General features: G+C 71.8%; 15 protein-coding genes. 7 read left to right on the top strand and 8 right to left on the bottom strand.

All coding sequences use genetic code 11. From position 1 onward, the window contains the following. The first annotated feature begins 71 nt into the window (after positions 1–71). Together ASG32_RS25710 and ASG32_RS25705 are read left to right on the top strand one after the other, a co-directional pair. Complete coding sequence (locus ASG32_RS25710) at positions 72–1,280, top strand: MFS transporter (RefSeq protein ID WP_056531950.1); 1,209 nt, start codon at positions 72–74, stop codon at positions 1,278–1,280. A gap of 16 nt (positions 1,281–1,296) precedes the next feature. Next, positions 1,297–2,073, top strand: a complete 777-nt coding sequence (locus tag ASG32_RS25705) for a methyltransferase domain-containing protein (RefSeq protein WP_056531947.1) — start codon at positions 1,297–1,299, stop codon at positions 2,071–2,073. Between the two features lie 4 nt (positions 2,074–2,077). Here ASG32_RS25705 and ASG32_RS25700 read toward each other — a convergent pair whose 3' ends face one another. Next, positions 2,078–3,418, bottom strand: coding sequence for a glutamate--tRNA ligase (locus ASG32_RS25700; RefSeq protein ID WP_056531945.1), 1,341 nt, complete (start codon positions 3,416–3,418; stop codon positions 2,078–2,080). 146 nt (positions 3,419–3,564) lie between these two features. Between ASG32_RS25700 and ASG32_RS25695 the strand changes: the two genes are divergently transcribed. Then, entirely contained in the window at positions 3,565–4,842 is a 1,278-nt protein-coding gene (locus tag ASG32_RS25695) for an FAD-binding oxidoreductase (RefSeq protein WP_056531943.1), read from the top strand. Positions 4,843–4,854: 12 nt separating this feature from the next. On the opposite strand, the gene ASG32_RS25690 is transcribed toward ASG32_RS25695, so the two are convergent. Together ASG32_RS25690 and ASG32_RS25685 are read right to left on the bottom strand one after the other, a co-directional pair. Further along, complete coding sequence (locus tag ASG32_RS25690; RefSeq protein WP_056531941.1) at positions 4,855–5,325, bottom strand: hypothetical protein; 471 nt, start codon at positions 5,323–5,325, stop codon at positions 4,855–4,857. Continuing rightward, positions 5,322–5,732, bottom strand: coding sequence for a collagen-like protein (locus ASG32_RS25685; protein WP_056531939.1), 411 nt, complete (start codon positions 5,730–5,732; stop codon positions 5,322–5,324). The genes ASG32_RS25690 and ASG32_RS25685 overlap by 4 nt, the downstream gene beginning before the upstream one ends. Before the next feature lie 234 nt (positions 5,733–5,966). Here ASG32_RS25685 and ASG32_RS25680 point away from each other — a divergent pair, with 234 nt between their 5' ends. Genes ASG32_RS25680 through ASG32_RS25670 form a run of 3 tightly spaced genes read left to right on the top strand, consistent with a single transcriptional unit; the run spans position 5,967 to position 8,918 of the window. Beyond that, on the top strand, positions 5,967–6,578 hold the full coding sequence (locus ASG32_RS25680) for a TadE/TadG family type IV pilus assembly protein (protein ID WP_056531937.1): 612 nt from the start codon (positions 5,967–5,969) through the stop codon (positions 6,576–6,578). Then, complete coding sequence (locus tag ASG32_RS25675; RefSeq protein WP_056531935.1) at positions 6,557–7,222, top strand: TadE/TadG family type IV pilus assembly protein; 666 nt, start codon at positions 6,557–6,559, stop codon at positions 7,220–7,222. Before ASG32_RS25680 ends, ASG32_RS25675 begins: the two co-directional genes overlap by 22 nt. Continuing rightward, complete coding sequence (locus ASG32_RS25670; RefSeq protein ID WP_082558046.1) at positions 7,194–8,918, top strand: pilus assembly protein TadG-related protein; 1,725 nt, start codon at positions 7,194–7,196, stop codon at positions 8,916–8,918. Before ASG32_RS25675 ends, ASG32_RS25670 begins: the two co-directional genes overlap by 29 nt. Positions 8,919–8,966: 48 nt before the next feature. On the opposite strand, the gene dksA is transcribed toward ASG32_RS25670, so the two are convergent. The 4 genes from dksA to ASG32_RS25650 form a co-directional block, all read right to left on the bottom strand. Continuing rightward, positions 8,967–9,386 carry an RNA polymerase-binding protein DksA gene (gene dksA / locus ASG32_RS25665; protein ID WP_012322444.1) on the bottom strand — a complete coding sequence of 140 codons (420 nt, stop codon included), beginning with the start codon at positions 9,384–9,386 and terminating at the stop codon, positions 8,967–8,969. Between the two features lie 182 nt (positions 9,387–9,568). Then, complete coding sequence (locus ASG32_RS25660) at positions 9,569–10,576, bottom strand: hypothetical protein (RefSeq protein ID WP_056531932.1); 1,008 nt, start codon at positions 10,574–10,576, stop codon at positions 9,569–9,571. Between the two features lie 2 nt (positions 10,577–10,578). Next, a complete protein-coding gene (locus tag ASG32_RS25655) occupies positions 10,579–11,952 on the bottom strand; it encodes an MBOAT family O-acyltransferase (RefSeq protein ID WP_056531930.1) in 1,374 nt (457 codons plus the stop codon). A 127-nt stretch (positions 11,953–12,079) separates the two neighbouring features. Then, positions 12,080–13,327, bottom strand: coding sequence for an Hsp70 family protein (locus ASG32_RS25650; protein ID WP_056531929.1), 1,248 nt, complete (start codon positions 13,325–13,327; stop codon positions 12,080–12,082). A 244-nt stretch (positions 13,328–13,571) separates the two neighbouring features. Between ASG32_RS25650 and ASG32_RS25645 the strand changes: the two genes are divergently transcribed. Further along, on the top strand, positions 13,572–15,068 hold the full coding sequence (locus tag ASG32_RS25645; protein WP_056531927.1) for an ATP-binding protein: 1,497 nt from the start codon (positions 13,572–13,574) through the stop codon (positions 15,066–15,068). Positions 15,069–15,143: 75 nt separating this feature from the next. Here ASG32_RS25645 and ASG32_RS25640 read toward each other — a convergent pair whose 3' ends face one another. Further along, complete coding sequence (locus ASG32_RS25640) at positions 15,144–15,572, bottom strand: flagellar assembly protein FliX (RefSeq protein WP_056531924.1); 429 nt, start codon at positions 15,570–15,572, stop codon at positions 15,144–15,146. Positions 15,573–15,733 lie beyond the last annotated feature (161 nt).

The raw sequence follows: 15,733 nt of genomic DNA, 5'->3' as shown, positions 1-15,733 counted from the left end.
GTCCTGCGCGGCAGTTGACCGTGCGGCCACAGCGCCTCACCACCGGTTGAGGACAGCGGCGCGGGACGGTCATGAACAGCGAGGCGGAGGACGGGCTCATCCGGTCGGGCACACCGGTCTTCCGCCGCACGGCTCTGGCCCTGGCGGCGGCCGGCTTCTCGACCTTCGCGGTGCTCTACGCGGTCCAGCCGCTCCTGCCGATCTACGCGGAGGATTTCGGCGTGTCGCCGGCCGCGAGCAGCCTCGCCCTGTCGCTGCCCTGCGGGCTGCTGGCGGTGGCGCTGCTCGTCGTCAGCCCGCTCTCGGAGATCTGGGGGCGCAAGCCGGTGATGCTGGCCTCGCTGGTCGCCTCGGCGGTGCTCACGGTCGTGGCCGCCCTGGTCCCCGGCTGGTACGGCTTCCTGGCGCTGCGCGCGCTCACCGGGCTGACGGCCAGCGGACTCCCGGCCGTCGCCATGGCCTATCTCGCCGAGGAGATGGACGCCAAGGCCATCGGCCTGTCGATGGGCCTGCTCGTCGGCGGCAACGCGCTGGGCGGCATGTCGGGCCGCCTGATCAGCGGCGTGATGGCGGACTTCGTCAGCTGGCGCGCCGGGCTCGCGGTGATCGGCGGCCTCGCGCTCGCCGCCGCGCTGGCGTTCTGGCGCTGGCTGCCGCCCTCGCGCCGCTTCGTGCCGCGCCGGCTGGCCTGGGCGGAAGTCCCGGGCAGCTTCGCCCACCATTTCCGCGACGCCGGCCTGCCCTGGCTCTTCGCCGAGGCGTTCCTGCTGATGGGCGGCTTCGTCTGCATCTACAATTACATCGGCTTTCGCCTGCTGGACCCGCCCTACGCGCTGAGCCAGGCGGTGATCGGGATGATCTTCTCGGTCTACCTCGCCGGTATGGTCAGCAGCCCTGTCACCGGCGAGCTGGCGAGCCGCTTCGGCCGCCGCCGTGTCCTCTGGGTCGCCACCGCCGTCGGCTTGGCCGGCATCGTGATGACGCTCTCGGACCGCCTGCTGCTGATCCTGGCCGGCATCGTGGTGACGACGGTAGGCTTCTTCGGCGCCCACGCGGTCGCGAGCAGCTGGGTCGGGCGGCGGGCGCTGCGCGACAGGGCCCAGGCCTCGGCGATCTATCTCGGCCTCTACTATCTGGGCTCGTCGGTCCTCGGGACCGCGGGCGGCTGGTTCTTCGCCCATTCCGGGAGGAACGGCGTGGTGCTGTTCGTGGGCGGGCTGTACGGTCTGGCGCTGATGATCGCCCTGCGGCTGTCCCGCCTGAAGCCGCTCGCAACCTGATCCGGGAGATCCGCCGATGAACGCCCGCAGCCACGCCCGACACGTCGTCGACCAGTTCGGCGCGCAGGCCTCCGCCTACGTGACCAGCGCCGTGCACGCCGCCGGCGCCGATCTCGACCGGATCGGCGAGCGGGTCCGCGCGCGACCGGGCCTGCGGGTGCTCGACCTCGGCTGCGGCGGCGGCCACGTCGCCTTCGCGGCGGCCGCCGCTGGCGCCGCCGTCACGGCCTACGACCTGTCGGCCGACATGCTGGCGGCCGTATCCGCCGAGGCGGCCCGGCGGGGGCTCGACCGGATCGAGACCCGGCAGGGCGGCGCCGAGGCCCTGCCCTTCCCCGACGCGAGCTTCGACGCCGTCCTGACCCGCTACAGCGCCCACCACTGGCGCGACGTGCCGGCGGCCCTGGCGGAAGCGCGACGGGTGCTGCGGGCGGACGGGTTCCTCATCGTCTGCGACATCGTCGCGCCCGAGGATCCGCTGCTGGACACGCACCTGCAGGCGCTGGAGCTGCTGCGCGACCCCTCGCACGTGCGCGACTACCGGGTCTCGGAATGGCGGGCCCTGCTGGAGGCGGCCGGATTCGCGCCCGGCGACGCGACGCCGAGCCGGCCGCGCATGGAGTTCGCGAGCTGGATCGCCCGGATGCGGACGCCGGAGACACACGTCGCGGCGATCCGGGCGCTGCAGGTCACCGCGCCCGCGGAGGTCGCGGCGCATTTCGCCATCGAGGCCGACGGCAGCTTCCTGCTCGACGCCGCGCTGATCGAGGCGCGCCCGAAGCCCGGCCGCTGATCGCTCAGGCGGCGGCGCCGGAGAGCCGGCGCGCCGCCCGCTCCCGCCCGATCAGCGGCAGCAGGCCGGCGAGGTCCGGCCCGTGCTCCAGGCCGGTGAGGGCGAGCCGGAGCGGCATGAACAGGCCGCGGCCCTTGGCCCCGGTGCGGGTCCGGATCTCGGTCGTCCACGCCTTCCAGGTTTCCGGGTCGAACGGCTCGGGCGGCAGGGTCTCGCGGGCGGCCGCGATCACGGCGGGCTCGGTGAGCACCGGCTCGACGGGACCGGCCACGACCCGCCACCAGTCGGCCGCCTCCGCGACGCGCCCGAGATTGGCCCGCACCGCGTGCCAGAAGGCCTCGGCCCCGTCCTCGGGGATCCCCAGAGCCGCGAGGCGCGTGGCCGCCTCCGCGTACGGCATGACGTGGACCAAGCGGGCGTTGAGGCCGTCGAGCTCCGCCGGGTCGAACCGGGCCGGCGCCCGCGAGATCTCGCCGAGATCGACGAGGCCCGCGAGGGTGTCGAGGTCGGGCACCGCCCGCACCGATTCGGCCGAGCCGGTGAGCACCGCCAGCGAGCGCACCGCCGCGGGCTCGTAGCCGGCCTCGCGCAGGCCGCGCAGCGACAGGTGGCCGAGGCGCTTCGACAGCCCCTCCCCGTCGGCCGTCGTCAGCAGGTTGTGGTGGCCGAAGACCGGGACGGGCGCGCCCAGGGCCTCGAAGATCTGCACCTGCACGCCGGTGTTGGTGACGTGGTCCTCGCCGCGGATGACGTGGGTGATCCCGAGATCGGCGTCGTCCACCACCGACGGCAGCGTGTAGAGGTAGCTGCCGTCGGCGCGGATCAGCACCGGGTCCGACAGGGACGCGCAGTCGACATGGGCCGGCCCGCGGACGAGGTCGTCCCAGCCGACGGTCCGCGCCTCGAGCAGGAACCGCCAGTGCGGCCGGCGGCCCTCCGCCTCCAGCGCCGCCCGCTCCTCGGCGGTCAGCCGCAGCGCCGCCCGGTCGTAGATCGGCGGCTGGCCGCGGCCGAGCTGACGCCTGCGGCGGCGCTCCAGCTCCTCCGGCGTCTCGTAGCAGGGGTAGAGCCTTCCCGCTGCGCGCAGGCGGTCGGCGGCGGCGTCGTGCTGCGCCGTGCGGTCGCTCTGCCGGGCGAACAGGTCGGGCACGATGCCGAGCCACGCGAGATCCTCGCCGATCGCCTGGGCGAAGGCCTCCGTGGAGCGCTCCGCGTCGGTGTCGTCGAGGCGCAGCAGGAAGCGGCCGCCGGTCCGGCGGGCGAACAGGGCGTTGAGCAGGGCCGGCCGGGCATTGCCGATATGGAGATACCCGGTCGGCGAGGGTGCGAAGCGGACGAGAGTCATGGCCCGCTCTCTAGCCGATCTGCGCGGGAATGTGCGCGGGACTTCGCGATCACACCGGCCGGATGCGTCCCCCGCAGCGCCCGCTACCCAGGACGCGGGAAACCCGGCAGAAGGGCGCGCGTGGTGCGGTGCAGGATGTGAGCGGCATGGCGACGGACGAGACGGCCGACATCGTGGTGGTCGGCGGCGGGATGGTCGGCCTCGCCAGCGCCATCGCGCTGAGGGACCGCGGGCTCGACGTGGTGCTGCTGGATCCCGGCGAGGCGCGGGCCAGGACCTCCTACGGCAATGCCGGCGTGGTCAGCCGCGGCTCGATCCTGCCGATGTCGAGCCCGGCCCTGTGGGGCAAGCTCCCGGCCTACCTGCGCAACGCCGATCGCGGCCTGCGGCTGCACTACTGGCATCTCCCGCGGATCGTGCCCTACACGGCCCACTTCCTCGCCGCCGCGCGCGCCTCGCGCTGGCGCCGCGCCGCGGAGGCGCTGCTGCCGCTGACCAGCGCCGCCTATCCGGCCCACGAGCGGCTGGCGGCCCGGGCCGGGACCGGCGACCGGCTACAGCGGACGGGCTGGATCAAGGCCTACCGCACCGAAGCGGCCTTCGCGTCCGCCGCCCTCGAGCGCGAGATCCTGGCCGGGCACGGGGTCGCCTTCGACATCCTCGACACCGCGGCGCTGCGCGCGCTCGAGCCGGCGCTGGTGCGGCCCTACGCGCGGGCCATGCTGCTCACCGAGACGGGGTCGGTCCGCGAGCCCGGCCGGCTCATCGAGGCGTGCGAGGCCCTGTTCACCGGTCTCGGCGGCCGCCGCCTGCGGGGCAGCGTCGCCCGGCTGGAGCCCCAGGCGGACGGCTGGCGCGTCGATCACGACGGCGGCGCGGTGCGGGGCCGACAGGTGGTCCTCGCGGCCGGCGCCGCGTCCGGGGCGATCGCCCGGACCCTGGGCTACCGTTTCGCCGTTGCGGCCGAACGCGGCTACCACCGCCACTACGCCCTGCATCCGGACAGCCCGCCGCTGACCCGGCCGATCCTCGACACGGGCGCGGGCTCGATCCTGTCGCCGATGGGCGAGCACCGGGTCCGGGTCCTGTCCGGTGTCGAGCTCAACGCGCGCGCCGCCGCGCCCGACCACACCCAGATCGATGCGGCGTCCCGGGAGGCGGCCTCCACCCTTCGGCTCGGCGGCCCGCTGGACAACGCGCCGTGGCTCGGCTCCCGGCCGTCGACCCCCGACGGGATGCCGGTGATCGGCCGCGCCCCCCGGCACGACGGCCTGCTCTTCGCCTTCGGCCACGGCCATATCGGCCTGTCCACCGGCCCGATCACCGGCGAGATCGTCGCCGACCTCGCCACCGGCCGGGAACCGGCCGTGCCGGTCGCGGCCTTCGCGCCGGAGCGGCTCCTGCGCTGGCCGCGGCTGCTCTAAGAGCCGCCTCCCTCAGCGCCAGTCGTAGGGGTTGTAGGGCTCGAGTGCGGCCTCGACCTTCCGCAGGATATCCGGCTGGCGCTGGAGGTCGGTCTCCCGGGCGAGTGCCCGGAGGAAGGCCTGCGGGCCGTGCTCCAGGTCGCGCGTCAGCCCATTGTAGCGGTCGGCCGGCTCGACATGGGCGGGATTGACCGCGACGCGGTAAGCGAGGCCGCAGGTCGGCGGGTCGATCCCCAGGCGATAGCAGATCCGCACCCGGGCGAAGGGGACGTCCGGGCGGTAATCGACTCGGTAGCCGCCGAGACGGAAGGCGCCGCCGGTCGCGCGCTCGGCATAGGCAAGCGTCCGCGCCACCGTGGTGAAGCCGGCGGTGCGCCGGTCGCGCACGAGGTCGATCGCCGCCCGTTCCGTGGGCACGAAGGATTGCGCGCAGGCCGGGCCGGACACCAGCGCGACCAAGAGTGCGGGGACGGCGAGTCTCATGGCTTCTTCATGCAGACCGCGACGGGCTGGGCATCCTTGGCGGCCTTGGCGGTCATGTCGAGGCAGCCGACCGTGGACACGCCGTCCGTGACGGTCACCGACGGCACAACCGCCATGCCTCGGCAGTAAGCGCCAATCAATTCCTCGTCACGGCGGCACGCCACGTCGAGGCGCAATTGGCTGTTCAGGGACGGTCCCGGCGGCCCGGCCTGTCCGGCCGGGCCCGGGTCGCCCGCGGGGCCGCGGGCGCCGGTGGCGCCGTTCACCCCCGCCGGCCCGGCCGGCCCCGCCGGTCCCCGATCACCCTTCGCCCCGGGAGGTCCGGCCGGTCCGGGCTTCGGGGCATCGCAGGCGGCGAGCGCGAGCGCCACCGCGCCGACCACGAGCGCGATCAGGGGGGATCTCATGGGGTTCTCCGGCACGCTGCGCGGGGAATTGGCGCGCGCAGGCGGTGCGTCAACAGCGCGTCGCCGACACGTCGCCGCTATTACAACCAAAAGTAGTGGCCCTTTGATAACCCTGGTCTAGTCGATCGGATTAAGAGTTTCGCAAAAGCTTGGCGTCACATCGGATGAGATGGCTACTTCCGACTGATCTGCTCGCATATGAACAGCCGAGGACTTGTAGGAACGCAGGTCAGAGTGACGCCAGGTTGCCTTCTGGCGCGCCTCGGGCGCGACACCGGGGGCGCGGCCGCGGTGGAGTTCGCCCTCGTGGCCCTGCCCTTCCTGGCGCTGTGCGGCGCGATCATCCAGATCGTGTTCCAGATGTGGGCGACGCAGAATTTCGATCGCGCGCTCCAGAACGCGGTCCGGACGATCTTCACCGGCCAGTTCCAGCTCGACACCGCGGGCCAGACCAATCCGGCGACCGTGCTCGCGACCCTGAAGGCGCGGATGTGCGGATCGCCCGTCAGCCCCGTGCCCACCGTCTTCAACTGCCAGAACGTCAAGATCGACGTCGCGACCTCGAGCAGCTTCGCGAGCGCGACCGCGAACAAGCCGATCGACACCGCCACGGGCACGTGGAGCACGAGTTTCGGCTCCAACTACAAATGCGCTTCGCCCGGCACGATCGTCATCGTCACCGCGGCGGTGCCGTTCCCGACCTTCTTCAACCTGATGGGCCTCAACACGAAGCAGTTCACCAGCGGATCCGCGGAGGGATCGAGCCTGCTGACCTCCACGGCGGTGTTCCGCACCGAGCCCTACCAGATCGTCGGAGCGAGCCCGTGCCCGTCCTCACCGTCCTGACCCGGCGGGCGGCACGGCTCCGGCACGACAGGCGCGGCGGCGCGGCCGTCGAGTTCGCCGTCATCCTGCCGATCCTGCTCGCGATCTGGGCGGGCATGACGGAGGTGACGCACGCCATCGACGAGTGGCGCAAGCTGACGCAGCTCGGCCGCACCGTGGCGGACCTCACGGCGCAGGGCGACACACAGAACCCGATCAGCACCACCGTGATGAACGACATCCTCGCCTCCGCCACGGCGGTGATGCGCCCGTTCGACACGTCGAAGGTCAAGATCGTGGTCAGCGCGATGGGCACCGACGCGAAGAACCCGAGCGGTCCCCCGGTGGTCTGCTCCAGCGTCGCCAACACCAACGGGACCGCGCGGAGCCCGGGCCCCGCGCCCAGCCTGACCGTGCCGGACGGCTATCGGATGCCGGGCATGCGCTACGTGCTGGCTGAGGTCAGCATCAGCTACACGCCGATGATCGGGAGCGCGCTGGTCAAGCTCGCCAAGGGCGTGAGCAACACGATCACGTTCACCAGCAGCGCGCCGTGGCCGACCCGCGGCGGCCAGGCCTACGGCACCAGCACCTACACGGAAGTCGTCCTGCCGGACGACAAACAATCGAACTGCGATGGCACGAAGATCGTTCGCAAAACCTGACGGCCGCCCCGAGCGCTGCCGCGACATCCTGCGCGACCGCGGCGGCAACGTCGCCCTGCTGTTCGCGTTCCTGAGCGTGCCGATGGTGATGGTCGGCGGCGCGGCGATCGATTACGGCTTCGCCACGCGGCTGGAGACGAAGCTCCAGGCCGCCGCCGACGCCACGGCGCTGCTGCTCTGCCAGACGCCGCTGACGACGTCCGAGACCGAACTCAACGCCCTGGCGCAGACGACGATGACCGGTGCCATGGGGGCCGCGAGCCTCGTGGTCGACCGGCTGGCCATCACCAGCAGCCCGCGCAAGATCACGCTGACCGCTCACAAGCAGTCGACGACCTTCTTCGGCGGGCTGACCGGCACCCAGCGCATCAACCCGGGCGCCGTCTCGCAATGCGCCACGCCGCTGCCGAAGACTTTCGAGATCGCGCTCGTGCTCGACAACACGGGCTCGATGGCCGCCTCGAGCGGGGGACAGTCGAAGCTTCAGGCCGTCCAGACGGCCGCGACCGACTTCGTCAACTACGTCTACAGCAGCCCGGCCTTCTCCAGCGCGAGCAAGATCTCCATCGTGCCGTTCGCCGCGTCTGTGGCTGTCAATCCAGCCACCTATCGTTACGCGACCTGGATCGATCAATCTGCGCAATCCAGCTATCACTGGCTCAACGTCAACGGCCTTCAGGGCACGGGCATCACCAATCGCTTCGACATCTTCTCGAAGTTGCAGGCGGCCAACTCCGGCTGGGCCTGGGCGGGATGCCTCGAAACACTGCCCTATCCCCTGAACGTTCAAGACGGCGCACCGACCGCGAGCAACAAGGATTCTTATTATCTCCCGCTCTTCGCCCCCGACGAGCCGGGTGACGGCTCGTCGGAATATAGCGAATACTCGACCAAAAACTCATCGAGTATCAGCTTCAACAGCTATATCGACGATTATACGAACAGCCCCGATTGCCCCAAGCCGACCCGGGACACGTCATTCTCGACGGCCGAGGGGCGTGCATGCAAGTATCTCAGCCCCCGCGATCCGTCGCCCACCTCGCGAAACCGCTACACGGGTATTCCCAACGGGCCGAATTTCGGCTGCACGACCCAGCCGCTTCAGCGACTGACCAGTGATACCACGACGCTCAAGAACCTGATCAACCTGATGGTAGCCTCAGGCTCGACGAATATTCATGAAGGTTTCATGTGGGGATGGCGCACGCTTTCCCCGAACAGCGTGTTCGCAGACGGCGCGCGCTACTCCTCGAACAGCGCCAATTCCGACCTCAGCACGATTAACAAGATCATGATCCTCATGACAGATGGGGAAAATACCTGGCCCGTAAATTCGAACCCATCCTACAATAAATCCATGTACTTTCCCTTCGGCTATTTTACGAACGCCGATGGATCGAACCCGAATTCGCGGCTTCCGCCCAGCAATCAAAATATTTCGAATGCCCGCACAGCGCGGGATGCGCTCGACAAACTGACAGCACTCGCGTGCAGCAACGCGAAGGCAAATAATATATCGATCTACACGATCGGCTTCAGCGTCCCGGCGGATCCGATCGACTCGGCCGGCCAGACGCTGCTGCGGAACTGCGCCTCGTCGCCGGACCAGTTCTACCTCGCCAACTCGTCCGACGACCTGATCAAGGCCTTCAAGTCGATCCAGGCCAGCATCGGCGCGCTGCGGCTGACGCAGTAGGTGTCGCGCCAAACGGGAAGCGCAATCCGGCGCGCGGCCGAGTCCCGATCAGTCGTCGCGGTAGACGCGCTCGCGGCGCTCGTGCCGCTCCTGCGCCTCGAGGGACAGAGTGGCGATCGGGCGCGCGTCGAGGCGGCGCAGGGAGATCGGCTCGCCGGTCTCCTCGCAGAACCCGTAGGATCCGTCCTCGATTCGGGCCAGCGCCGCGTCGATCTTGCCGGTGAGCTTGCGCTGGCGGTCCCGCGCCCGCAGCTCGATCGCCCGGTCCGTCTCGGAGGACGCGCGGTCGGCGAGGTCGGGGTGGTTCTCGTTCTCGCTCTGCAGAGCCACCAGCGTATCCTGCGCCTCGCGCAGGATGTCGTTCTTCCAGCTCAGCAGCTTGCGCCGAAAATATTCGCGCTGCCGGTCGTTCATGAAGGGCTCGTCGTCGGACGGGACGTAGCCGTCCTCCAGCTGCACCTTCGCCATGCGTCACCCTCGCTGGATGGTAAACCGCCCACCAGGGGATGGCCGGTGTGCGGCGATAACGTGAGGTGCCGTATAGTCGAGGTGCCTCATCGCCACAACGCACACGGATGCAGGGGCTGTAACTGGCTGTCACTGCATCGCCGCGTGCGGCAAACAGGCCACGGTACAGATGTTTTACGCTGTCATCTGGTCCGCAACCGTACGATCGCCTCGGCGATCTCGGTCGTCAGGCTCCGGGCGATCGGCAGCCTGTAATGGGTCTGGTCGAAGAACTGGTCGGGATCGGCCGCCGCGGGGCGGCCGTCGCGCCAGTCGACCACCGTGCTGAGCGCGTGGGTCGCCAGCACCGTGCGCACCTCGGCCCGGCAGGCCGCCTCGGCCCGCGCCCGAGGGCTGCCGGGCGGCGGCTCGCCGCGGGCGTAGACCGGCGGGAACACCACCACGACCGGCGTCTCCGCCGGGATCCGGGTCAGCTCGGCGCGCAGGCGCGCCGCGATCGGGAACGGCCCGCCGTGCCGCGGCTCCGGCTCGGGCCCGACCGGCTTCTCCAGCGCCGCCTTCTTGGCGGGATCGACGCCGAAGCCCTGGCTCAGGTAGTTGCGCTCGTAATCCCACCAGCCGTCGGCCGCGGCGGTCTTGCGGCGCGGGTTCAGGAGCCAGCCGATGCGGTTGACCGTCTCCTGCGCGGCCGAGAAGCGGATCAGCCCGCGCAGGTAGGCGGGCCAGTCGCCCACGAGCCAGTAGGGAAAGCCGTGCTCGCTCGGGAAGGACGGGTCGTCCGCGCACCAGAACGCGTCAGCCGAGAGCACGATCGCGGCGGGGCGGGCGTGGTGCTGCAGGTACCACCCCAGCAGGGCGAACTGCTCGGACGGGCCGGTGGCCGGCACCGAGAGCTGGAGGAACGGGATGCCGGTGAGCCCGGTCAGTGCCGCCGGCTCAATGAGCTGGATGTGCGAGTTGCCGATCACCACGCCCGCATAGGCCGGATCGCGGCCGCGGACGGCCGAGGCCGTGCGGGGCCCCTGCGGCCGCACGGCCCCCCGGGACAGCAGCGTCGAGCGGCCGGTATCGTAGGGGTCGACCAGCACCGCGAGGGCGAGGTAGCCCGCGAAGAGTCCGACCATCGACAGGGCCAGGGCGCGGGCGAAGCCGCGCCAGTCCCTGTCGGTCGTGGGGGGTGCGGGCGCCATCCTCAGAACTGGAAGTAGATGAACTCGTAGTTCGCATCGTCGCCGATCTTCAGCAGGACGAGCACGAACAGCAGCGCGAAGCCGAAGGCGAGGAGCCGGCGCGGCGGCAGCCGGTGCACCGCGTTCCAGGCGGTGGGCCCGACCGTCGCGACCAGGGCGGCGATGGCGATGGTGCGCCACTTGAAGCCGGAGCCCCTCGGCGCGAGCCCGAAGAGTCCTTTGAAGATCGCGAGGGCCGCTTCGAAGCTCGTCGCGCGGAACAGAACCCAGGTCAGCACGACGAACAGGCTGGTGAGCGCCCAGCCCAGCGGCGCCGGGATCGCGATCCGAGCCCGGCGCGCCAGGACACCGGCCCCGAGGCCGATCCCGTGCAGCGCCCCCCAGGCGAGGAAGGTCAGGCCGGCCCCGTGCCAGAGGCCGCCGAGCGTCATCGTGGCGACGAGCGCCCCGACCTGCCGCGGCAGCCCGCGGCGATTTCCGCCCATCGGGATGTAGAGGTAGTCGCGCAGGAAGCGCGACAGGGTCATGTGCCAGCGCCGCCAGAAGTCGCGAAGCGACGTGGCGCGGTAGGGCGTGTCGAAGTTCTGCGGCAGGACGAGGCCGAACAGCAGCGCGATGCCCAGCGCCATGTCGGTGTAGCCGGAGAAGTCGAAGTAGATCTGGAAGGTGAAGCCGAGCGTCGCCTGCCACGCCTCGACCACCGTGACGGCCTTGCCGGCAGCGGCGGCCTGGAACACCGGGTTCACGTATTCCGCGAGCGGATCGCCGAGAAACACCTTCTTGGCGAGGCCGACGGTCAGCAGCATCAACCCGCGGGCGAAGCGCTCGGCGGCGTCGGGCCGCGCGTAGGGCGCCTCGTCGAACTGGTGCATGATCTCGCTCCAGCGCACGAGCGGGCCGGCGAGAACCTGCGGGAAGAACGCGATGTAGAGGGCGTATTTCACGAGCCCGAAGCCCGGCGCCCGACCGGCCCGCAGGTCGGCGAGATACATGATGTGGTGGAAGGTGAAGAACGAGATGCCGAGCGGCAGGGCGAGGCCGAGCCGGTGAGCCTCCAGGCCGGGGATCAGGTTGGCGAGGTCGGCCGCGAAGTCGAGGTACTTGAACACGCCGAGCAGCGCGAGGTTGGCGGCGATCGCCCCCGGGATCAGCCAGCGGCCGGGCCACCGGCGGTAGGCGCGCGCCACGCACCAGTTCGCCAGGATCGAGCCGGCCAGCAGCGGCACGAACCGGACGTCCCACCAGCCATAGAACACAAAGGACAGGGCGACGAGGAGCGGCAGCCGCCACGCGGGGGCGGCGCGCGCCACCAGCCCGTGCAGGATCAGCGCGGCGGGCAGGAAGGCGAGGAGGAAGACGAAGGAGTTGAACAGCATCGGGCGAGGCGGCGCGGAGGAGCCCGGATGGGCCGCCGTTGTCTCCGAGCGGGAGGGACCGCCTTGTCGAGGATCAAGGCCAGCCCGTCAATCGCCGCAGAGGCTGCGCGCCCGGCCGGGCGCGGCCTCACGCTCCGCGGCCGGCCGCCTCGATGGTCAGGCCCAGCCCCACCGAGCCGAACGTGTCGCCCTCCACCACCCGGGCGGCCGGCAGCGCGGCCGTCAGCGCGGCGCGCAGGTGCGGCAGGCCGGTGGAGCCGCCGGTGAGGAACAGGGCGTCGACCCGGTCGGCCGTCAGTTCCGCCTGCGCGAGGCAGCGCGCGATCCGGGCCGCGACGGCGCGGGCGAGGTCCCCCGTCTGGGCGGACAGGGTCGCGCGATCCACCGGGACCGCGAGCCCGGGCTCCAGGAGGCCGAGGTCGAGCAGGGTCGCGTCCTGTTCGGACGCCGCGATCTTGGCGCTCTCCACTGCCCCGGCCAGGGCGTGACCGCGCTCGCCCTCCACCGCCTCGCGCAGCCGCACGAGCAGGTCGGGCCGGGCGCCGTCGCGGATGACCTCGTCGATCTCGCGCAGGGTCTTCTGATTGTAGAGGCGGTTGATCGCCGACCACGTGGCGAGGTCGTGGTAGTAGGCGTTCGGCACCGCGAGGTCGCCGCGGCGCATCGGGCTTCCGAGGCCCAGGAGCGGCATCACCGTTCCGAGGCTGAGCTGGCGGTCGAAATCGGTGCCGCCGATCCGCACCCCGTCGTTGGCCAGGATGTCGCCGGCCCGGTCCGGCCGCCCCCGCCGCTCCGGCGCGAGGCGCACGATGGAGAAGTCCGAGGTGCCGCCGCCGATGTCGGCGACGAGGGCGATCTCCTCCGCGCGGACCTGGCGCTCGTAGTCGAGTGCTGCGGCGATCGGCTCGTACTGGAACGAGACCTCCCGGAAGCCGACGTCGCGGGCGATGTCGCGCAGCGTCTCCTCCGCGCGGCGATCCGCCTCCGGGTCGCCGTCGACGAAGTGGACCGGGCGGCCGTGGACCACGGTGTCGAGGCTCTGGCCGCTGGCGGCCTCCGCCCGCGCCTTCACGGCGGTGAGGTAGCGGGCGATGACGTCGCGCAGGCGCAGCCGCTGGCGGCCGACCGGGGTCGCCTCCTCCATGAGCGGCGTGCCGAGCACGGATTTCAGCCCGCGCATCAGCCGGCCGGACCGGCCCTCGACATAGGCCGCCGTGGCGGCCCGGCCGATGATCGGCTCCCGTCCGAGCTCGAAGAAGATCGCGCTCGGGATCGTCCGGTGCGCGCCCTCCAGGGGCAGCAGCGTCGGGCCGTCCGGGCCGATATGCCCGAGCGTGGTGTTCGACGTGCCGAAATCGAGGCCGCAGGCCGCCATCGTGTCGTGAATCCGGGACTGAAGAGAAGGGCCGTGGGCCTACAGGGCCGCCATGCCGGGGTCCAGGGCGGAAGAGCGGGGCCCGGGGCTCCCGGACGGGGGTTGACGGCCCGATCGCGCACCGGCGGCGGAGCCACGCCTCGGATCGACGCCCGCATGCGGCCCACACGCGGCCCATATGCGGGAAGCGTGGACAGTGCCGCGGCGGCACACCCGGACCCGCCGGGCCGTGCTATGAGGCCCCATGCGTTCCGACATCGATCTCGGCCTGACCGGCGAGCGCCCCGCGCTCCTCGACCTCACCGAACTGCTCGCCACGCGGCTCCTGGTTCAGGGCAATTCCGGGTCCGGCAAATCGCACCTGCTGCGGCGGCTGCTCGAGCAGAGCGCCGGCCTCGTGCAGCAGGCGATCATCGATCCGGAGGGCGACTTCGCCAGCCTCGCCGACCGCTACGGCCACGTCGTGGTGGAGGCCGACGGCGACGACGTCGCCCTGCAGCGGATCGCCGCCCGGGTGCGGACCCACCGGGTCTCGGTGGTGCTGTCGCTGGAGAATCTCGACGCCGACGGCCAGATGCGGGCCGCCGCCGCCTTCCTGGGCGGCCTGTTCGACGCCGACCGCGACCATTGGTACCCGATGCTGGTGGCCGTGGACGAGGCGCAGCTCTTCGCGCCCGCGGCCGCCGGCGAGGTCTCGGACGAGGCCAGGCGCCTGTCGCTCGGCGCGATGACCAACCTCATGTGCCGCGGCCGCAAGCGCGGGCTCGCCGGCATCATCGCCACGCAGCGCCTCGCCAAGCTCGCCAAGAACGTCGCGGCCGAGGCCTCGAACTTCCTGATGGGCCGGACCTTCCTCGACATCGACATGGCACGCGCTGCCGACCTCCTCGGGCTGGAGCGCCGGCAGGCCGAGACGTTCCGCGACCTGCCGCGCGGGCATTTCGTAGCCCTGGGACCGGCCCTGTCCCGGCGCCCGCTCACCATCGCGGTCGGGCCGACCCAGACCGTGAGCCGGAGTTCCTCGCCGGTCCTTGTGCCCCTGCCCGACGCCCTGGAGGATGCCCGCGCGCTGATCCTCACGGCGAGCCCCGCCGAGACCGTCGCGCCGCTGGCGCCGCGGCCGAAGCCGCGCCCCGCGCCGGCGCCAGACGTGCTCGTCCAGCTCGCCAATTACCGTCCGCCGGCTCCGGCGGAGGAGGTGGAGGAGGAACCCATGGACCCGGAGGCCCGCGAGGCGGCGCTCGCCGAGGTGCTGGCCTCCGTGCTGGCGGATGCCGACGCCGCCGCCTGCACTCCCGCCACGCTCTACCAGGACTTCACGGTCCGCTGCCGGATCCGGCGCCTGCGCGGCGACACGATGGGTCTGCCCGAGTTCAAGCGGCGCCTCGCGGTCGCGCGGGCCGAGGCCGGCGGCGCGGTCGCGGACAATTCCGGCTGGGAGCAGGCCCAGGCGATCGCGGCCGGCCTGCCGGACGACCTCGCCGGCCTGTTCCTCGTGGTCGCGCGGGCTGCCATTGAGGGCGCCCCCTGCCCCACCGACACCGTGCTGGCCGAGGCCTACGGCACCAGCTCGGGCGGCCGGGCGCGGCGGATGCTGGCCTATCTCGAGGAGCGCGGCGCCATCGTCACCCGCAAGGACCTGCGCGGCGCACCGATCATCGCGGTGCCGGATCTCGGCGTCGAGACCGGACCGGGCGAGCCGCAGATGTTGCCGACGGGTCCGAAGCGGCGGGCGGTGTAGCGGGCGGGGTAGCGGGATCGGGCGCTCGCCGGGCGCGGTACCGGGATGCGCCCAGGGTCAGGTGCGGAAGCCCGGTCAGACGCGCCGGGCCATCTCCAGCTTGGCGAGTTCCACCGCGGCGCGCAGTTCGATCTCGGCCATCAGGCCGTCGAGTCGGGGATCCCCCGAGAGGCCGGCACGCTCGTTCAGGCGGCCGGCGATGGCGCGCAGATCCTGCGACGCGACGCGGCCGCCGAGCAGTGCCGCCTTCAGCCGGTCGAGGCCGTCGAGGAGGTCCTGGCCGCGCTGGGCGGAGCGCCGGCGCCGCTCCTGGGGCGTGTCGGCCTCGGCCTGGAGAAGCAGGACCGCGTCGAGCCCGGCGAGCGTCGCGGCGGCGGCCGGCGCGCCGGCAGACGTCGTCGACGACGGGGCCGCGCCGAGGCTGAAGGCTGCGCCGCCCTCGGGCTTCCGGGCGGACGCGACACCGCCGGCGCTCTGGATCGGCTGGCGAGTCTCGACACGCATGATCCGGTTCGCGTTGCTCCAAGCGCCCCCGCGCAGAACCGGAAATTCGGCCGCCAGGGTTAAGCGCAGGTAAACAAGCCGGCAGAAGCTGCCGGGTCGGCAGGTTCGGTGCCGGCACCGTGAGGCGCGGGGCCAGACCTGGCCCGGAAAAACTTTGTTTT

This window comes from Methylobacterium sp. Leaf361, assembly GCF_001424445.1.
In the GTDB taxonomy this organism is placed as follows: domain Bacteria; phylum Pseudomonadota; class Alphaproteobacteria; order Rhizobiales; family Beijerinckiaceae; genus Methylobacterium.
Note: the sequence above shows the minus strand (reverse complement) of the source record. Positions and strands in the feature narration are given on the sequence as shown.

Coding starts and splice junctions, on each gene's coding strand:
- ASG32_RS25670 (WP_082558046.1), top strand. CDS start 7,194: ATGGCACGAAGATCGTTCGCAAAACCTGACGGCCGCCCCGAGCGCTGC.
- ASG32_RS25655 (WP_056531930.1), bottom strand. CDS start 11,952: ATGCTGTTCAACTCCTTCGTCTTCCTCCTCGCCTTCCTGCCCGCCGCG.
- ASG32_RS25660 (WP_056531932.1), bottom strand. CDS start 10,576: ATGGCGCCCGCACCCCCCACGACCGACAGGGACTGGCGCGGCTTCGCC.
- ASG32_RS25695 (WP_056531943.1), top strand. CDS start 3,565: ATGGCGACGGACGAGACGGCCGACATCGTGGTGGTCGGCGGCGGGATG.
- ASG32_RS25650 (WP_056531929.1), bottom strand. CDS start 13,327: ATGGCGGCCTGCGGCCTCGATTTCGGCACGTCGAACACCACGCTCGGG.
- ASG32_RS25690 (WP_056531941.1), bottom strand. CDS start 5,325: ATGAGACTCGCCGTCCCCGCACTCTTGGTCGCGCTGGTGTCCGGCCCG.
- ASG32_RS25705 (WP_056531947.1), top strand. CDS start 1,297: ATGAACGCCCGCAGCCACGCCCGACACGTCGTCGACCAGTTCGGCGCG.
- ASG32_RS25685 (WP_056531939.1), bottom strand. CDS start 5,732: ATGAGATCCCCCCTGATCGCGCTCGTGGTCGGCGCGGTGGCGCTCGCG.
- ASG32_RS25640 (WP_056531924.1), bottom strand. CDS start 15,572: ATGCGTGTCGAGACTCGCCAGCCGATCCAGAGCGCCGGCGGTGTCGCG.
- ASG32_RS25645 (WP_056531927.1), top strand. CDS start 13,572: ATGCGTTCCGACATCGATCTCGGCCTGACCGGCGAGCGCCCCGCGCTC.
- ASG32_RS25710 (WP_056531950.1), top strand. CDS start 72: ATGAACAGCGAGGCGGAGGACGGGCTCATCCGGTCGGGCACACCGGTC.
- ASG32_RS25700 (WP_056531945.1), bottom strand. CDS start 3,418: ATGACTCTCGTCCGCTTCGCACCCTCGCCGACCGGGTATCTCCATATC.
- dksA (WP_012322444.1), bottom strand. CDS start 9,386: ATGGCGAAGGTGCAGCTGGAGGACGGCTACGTCCCGTCCGACGACGAG.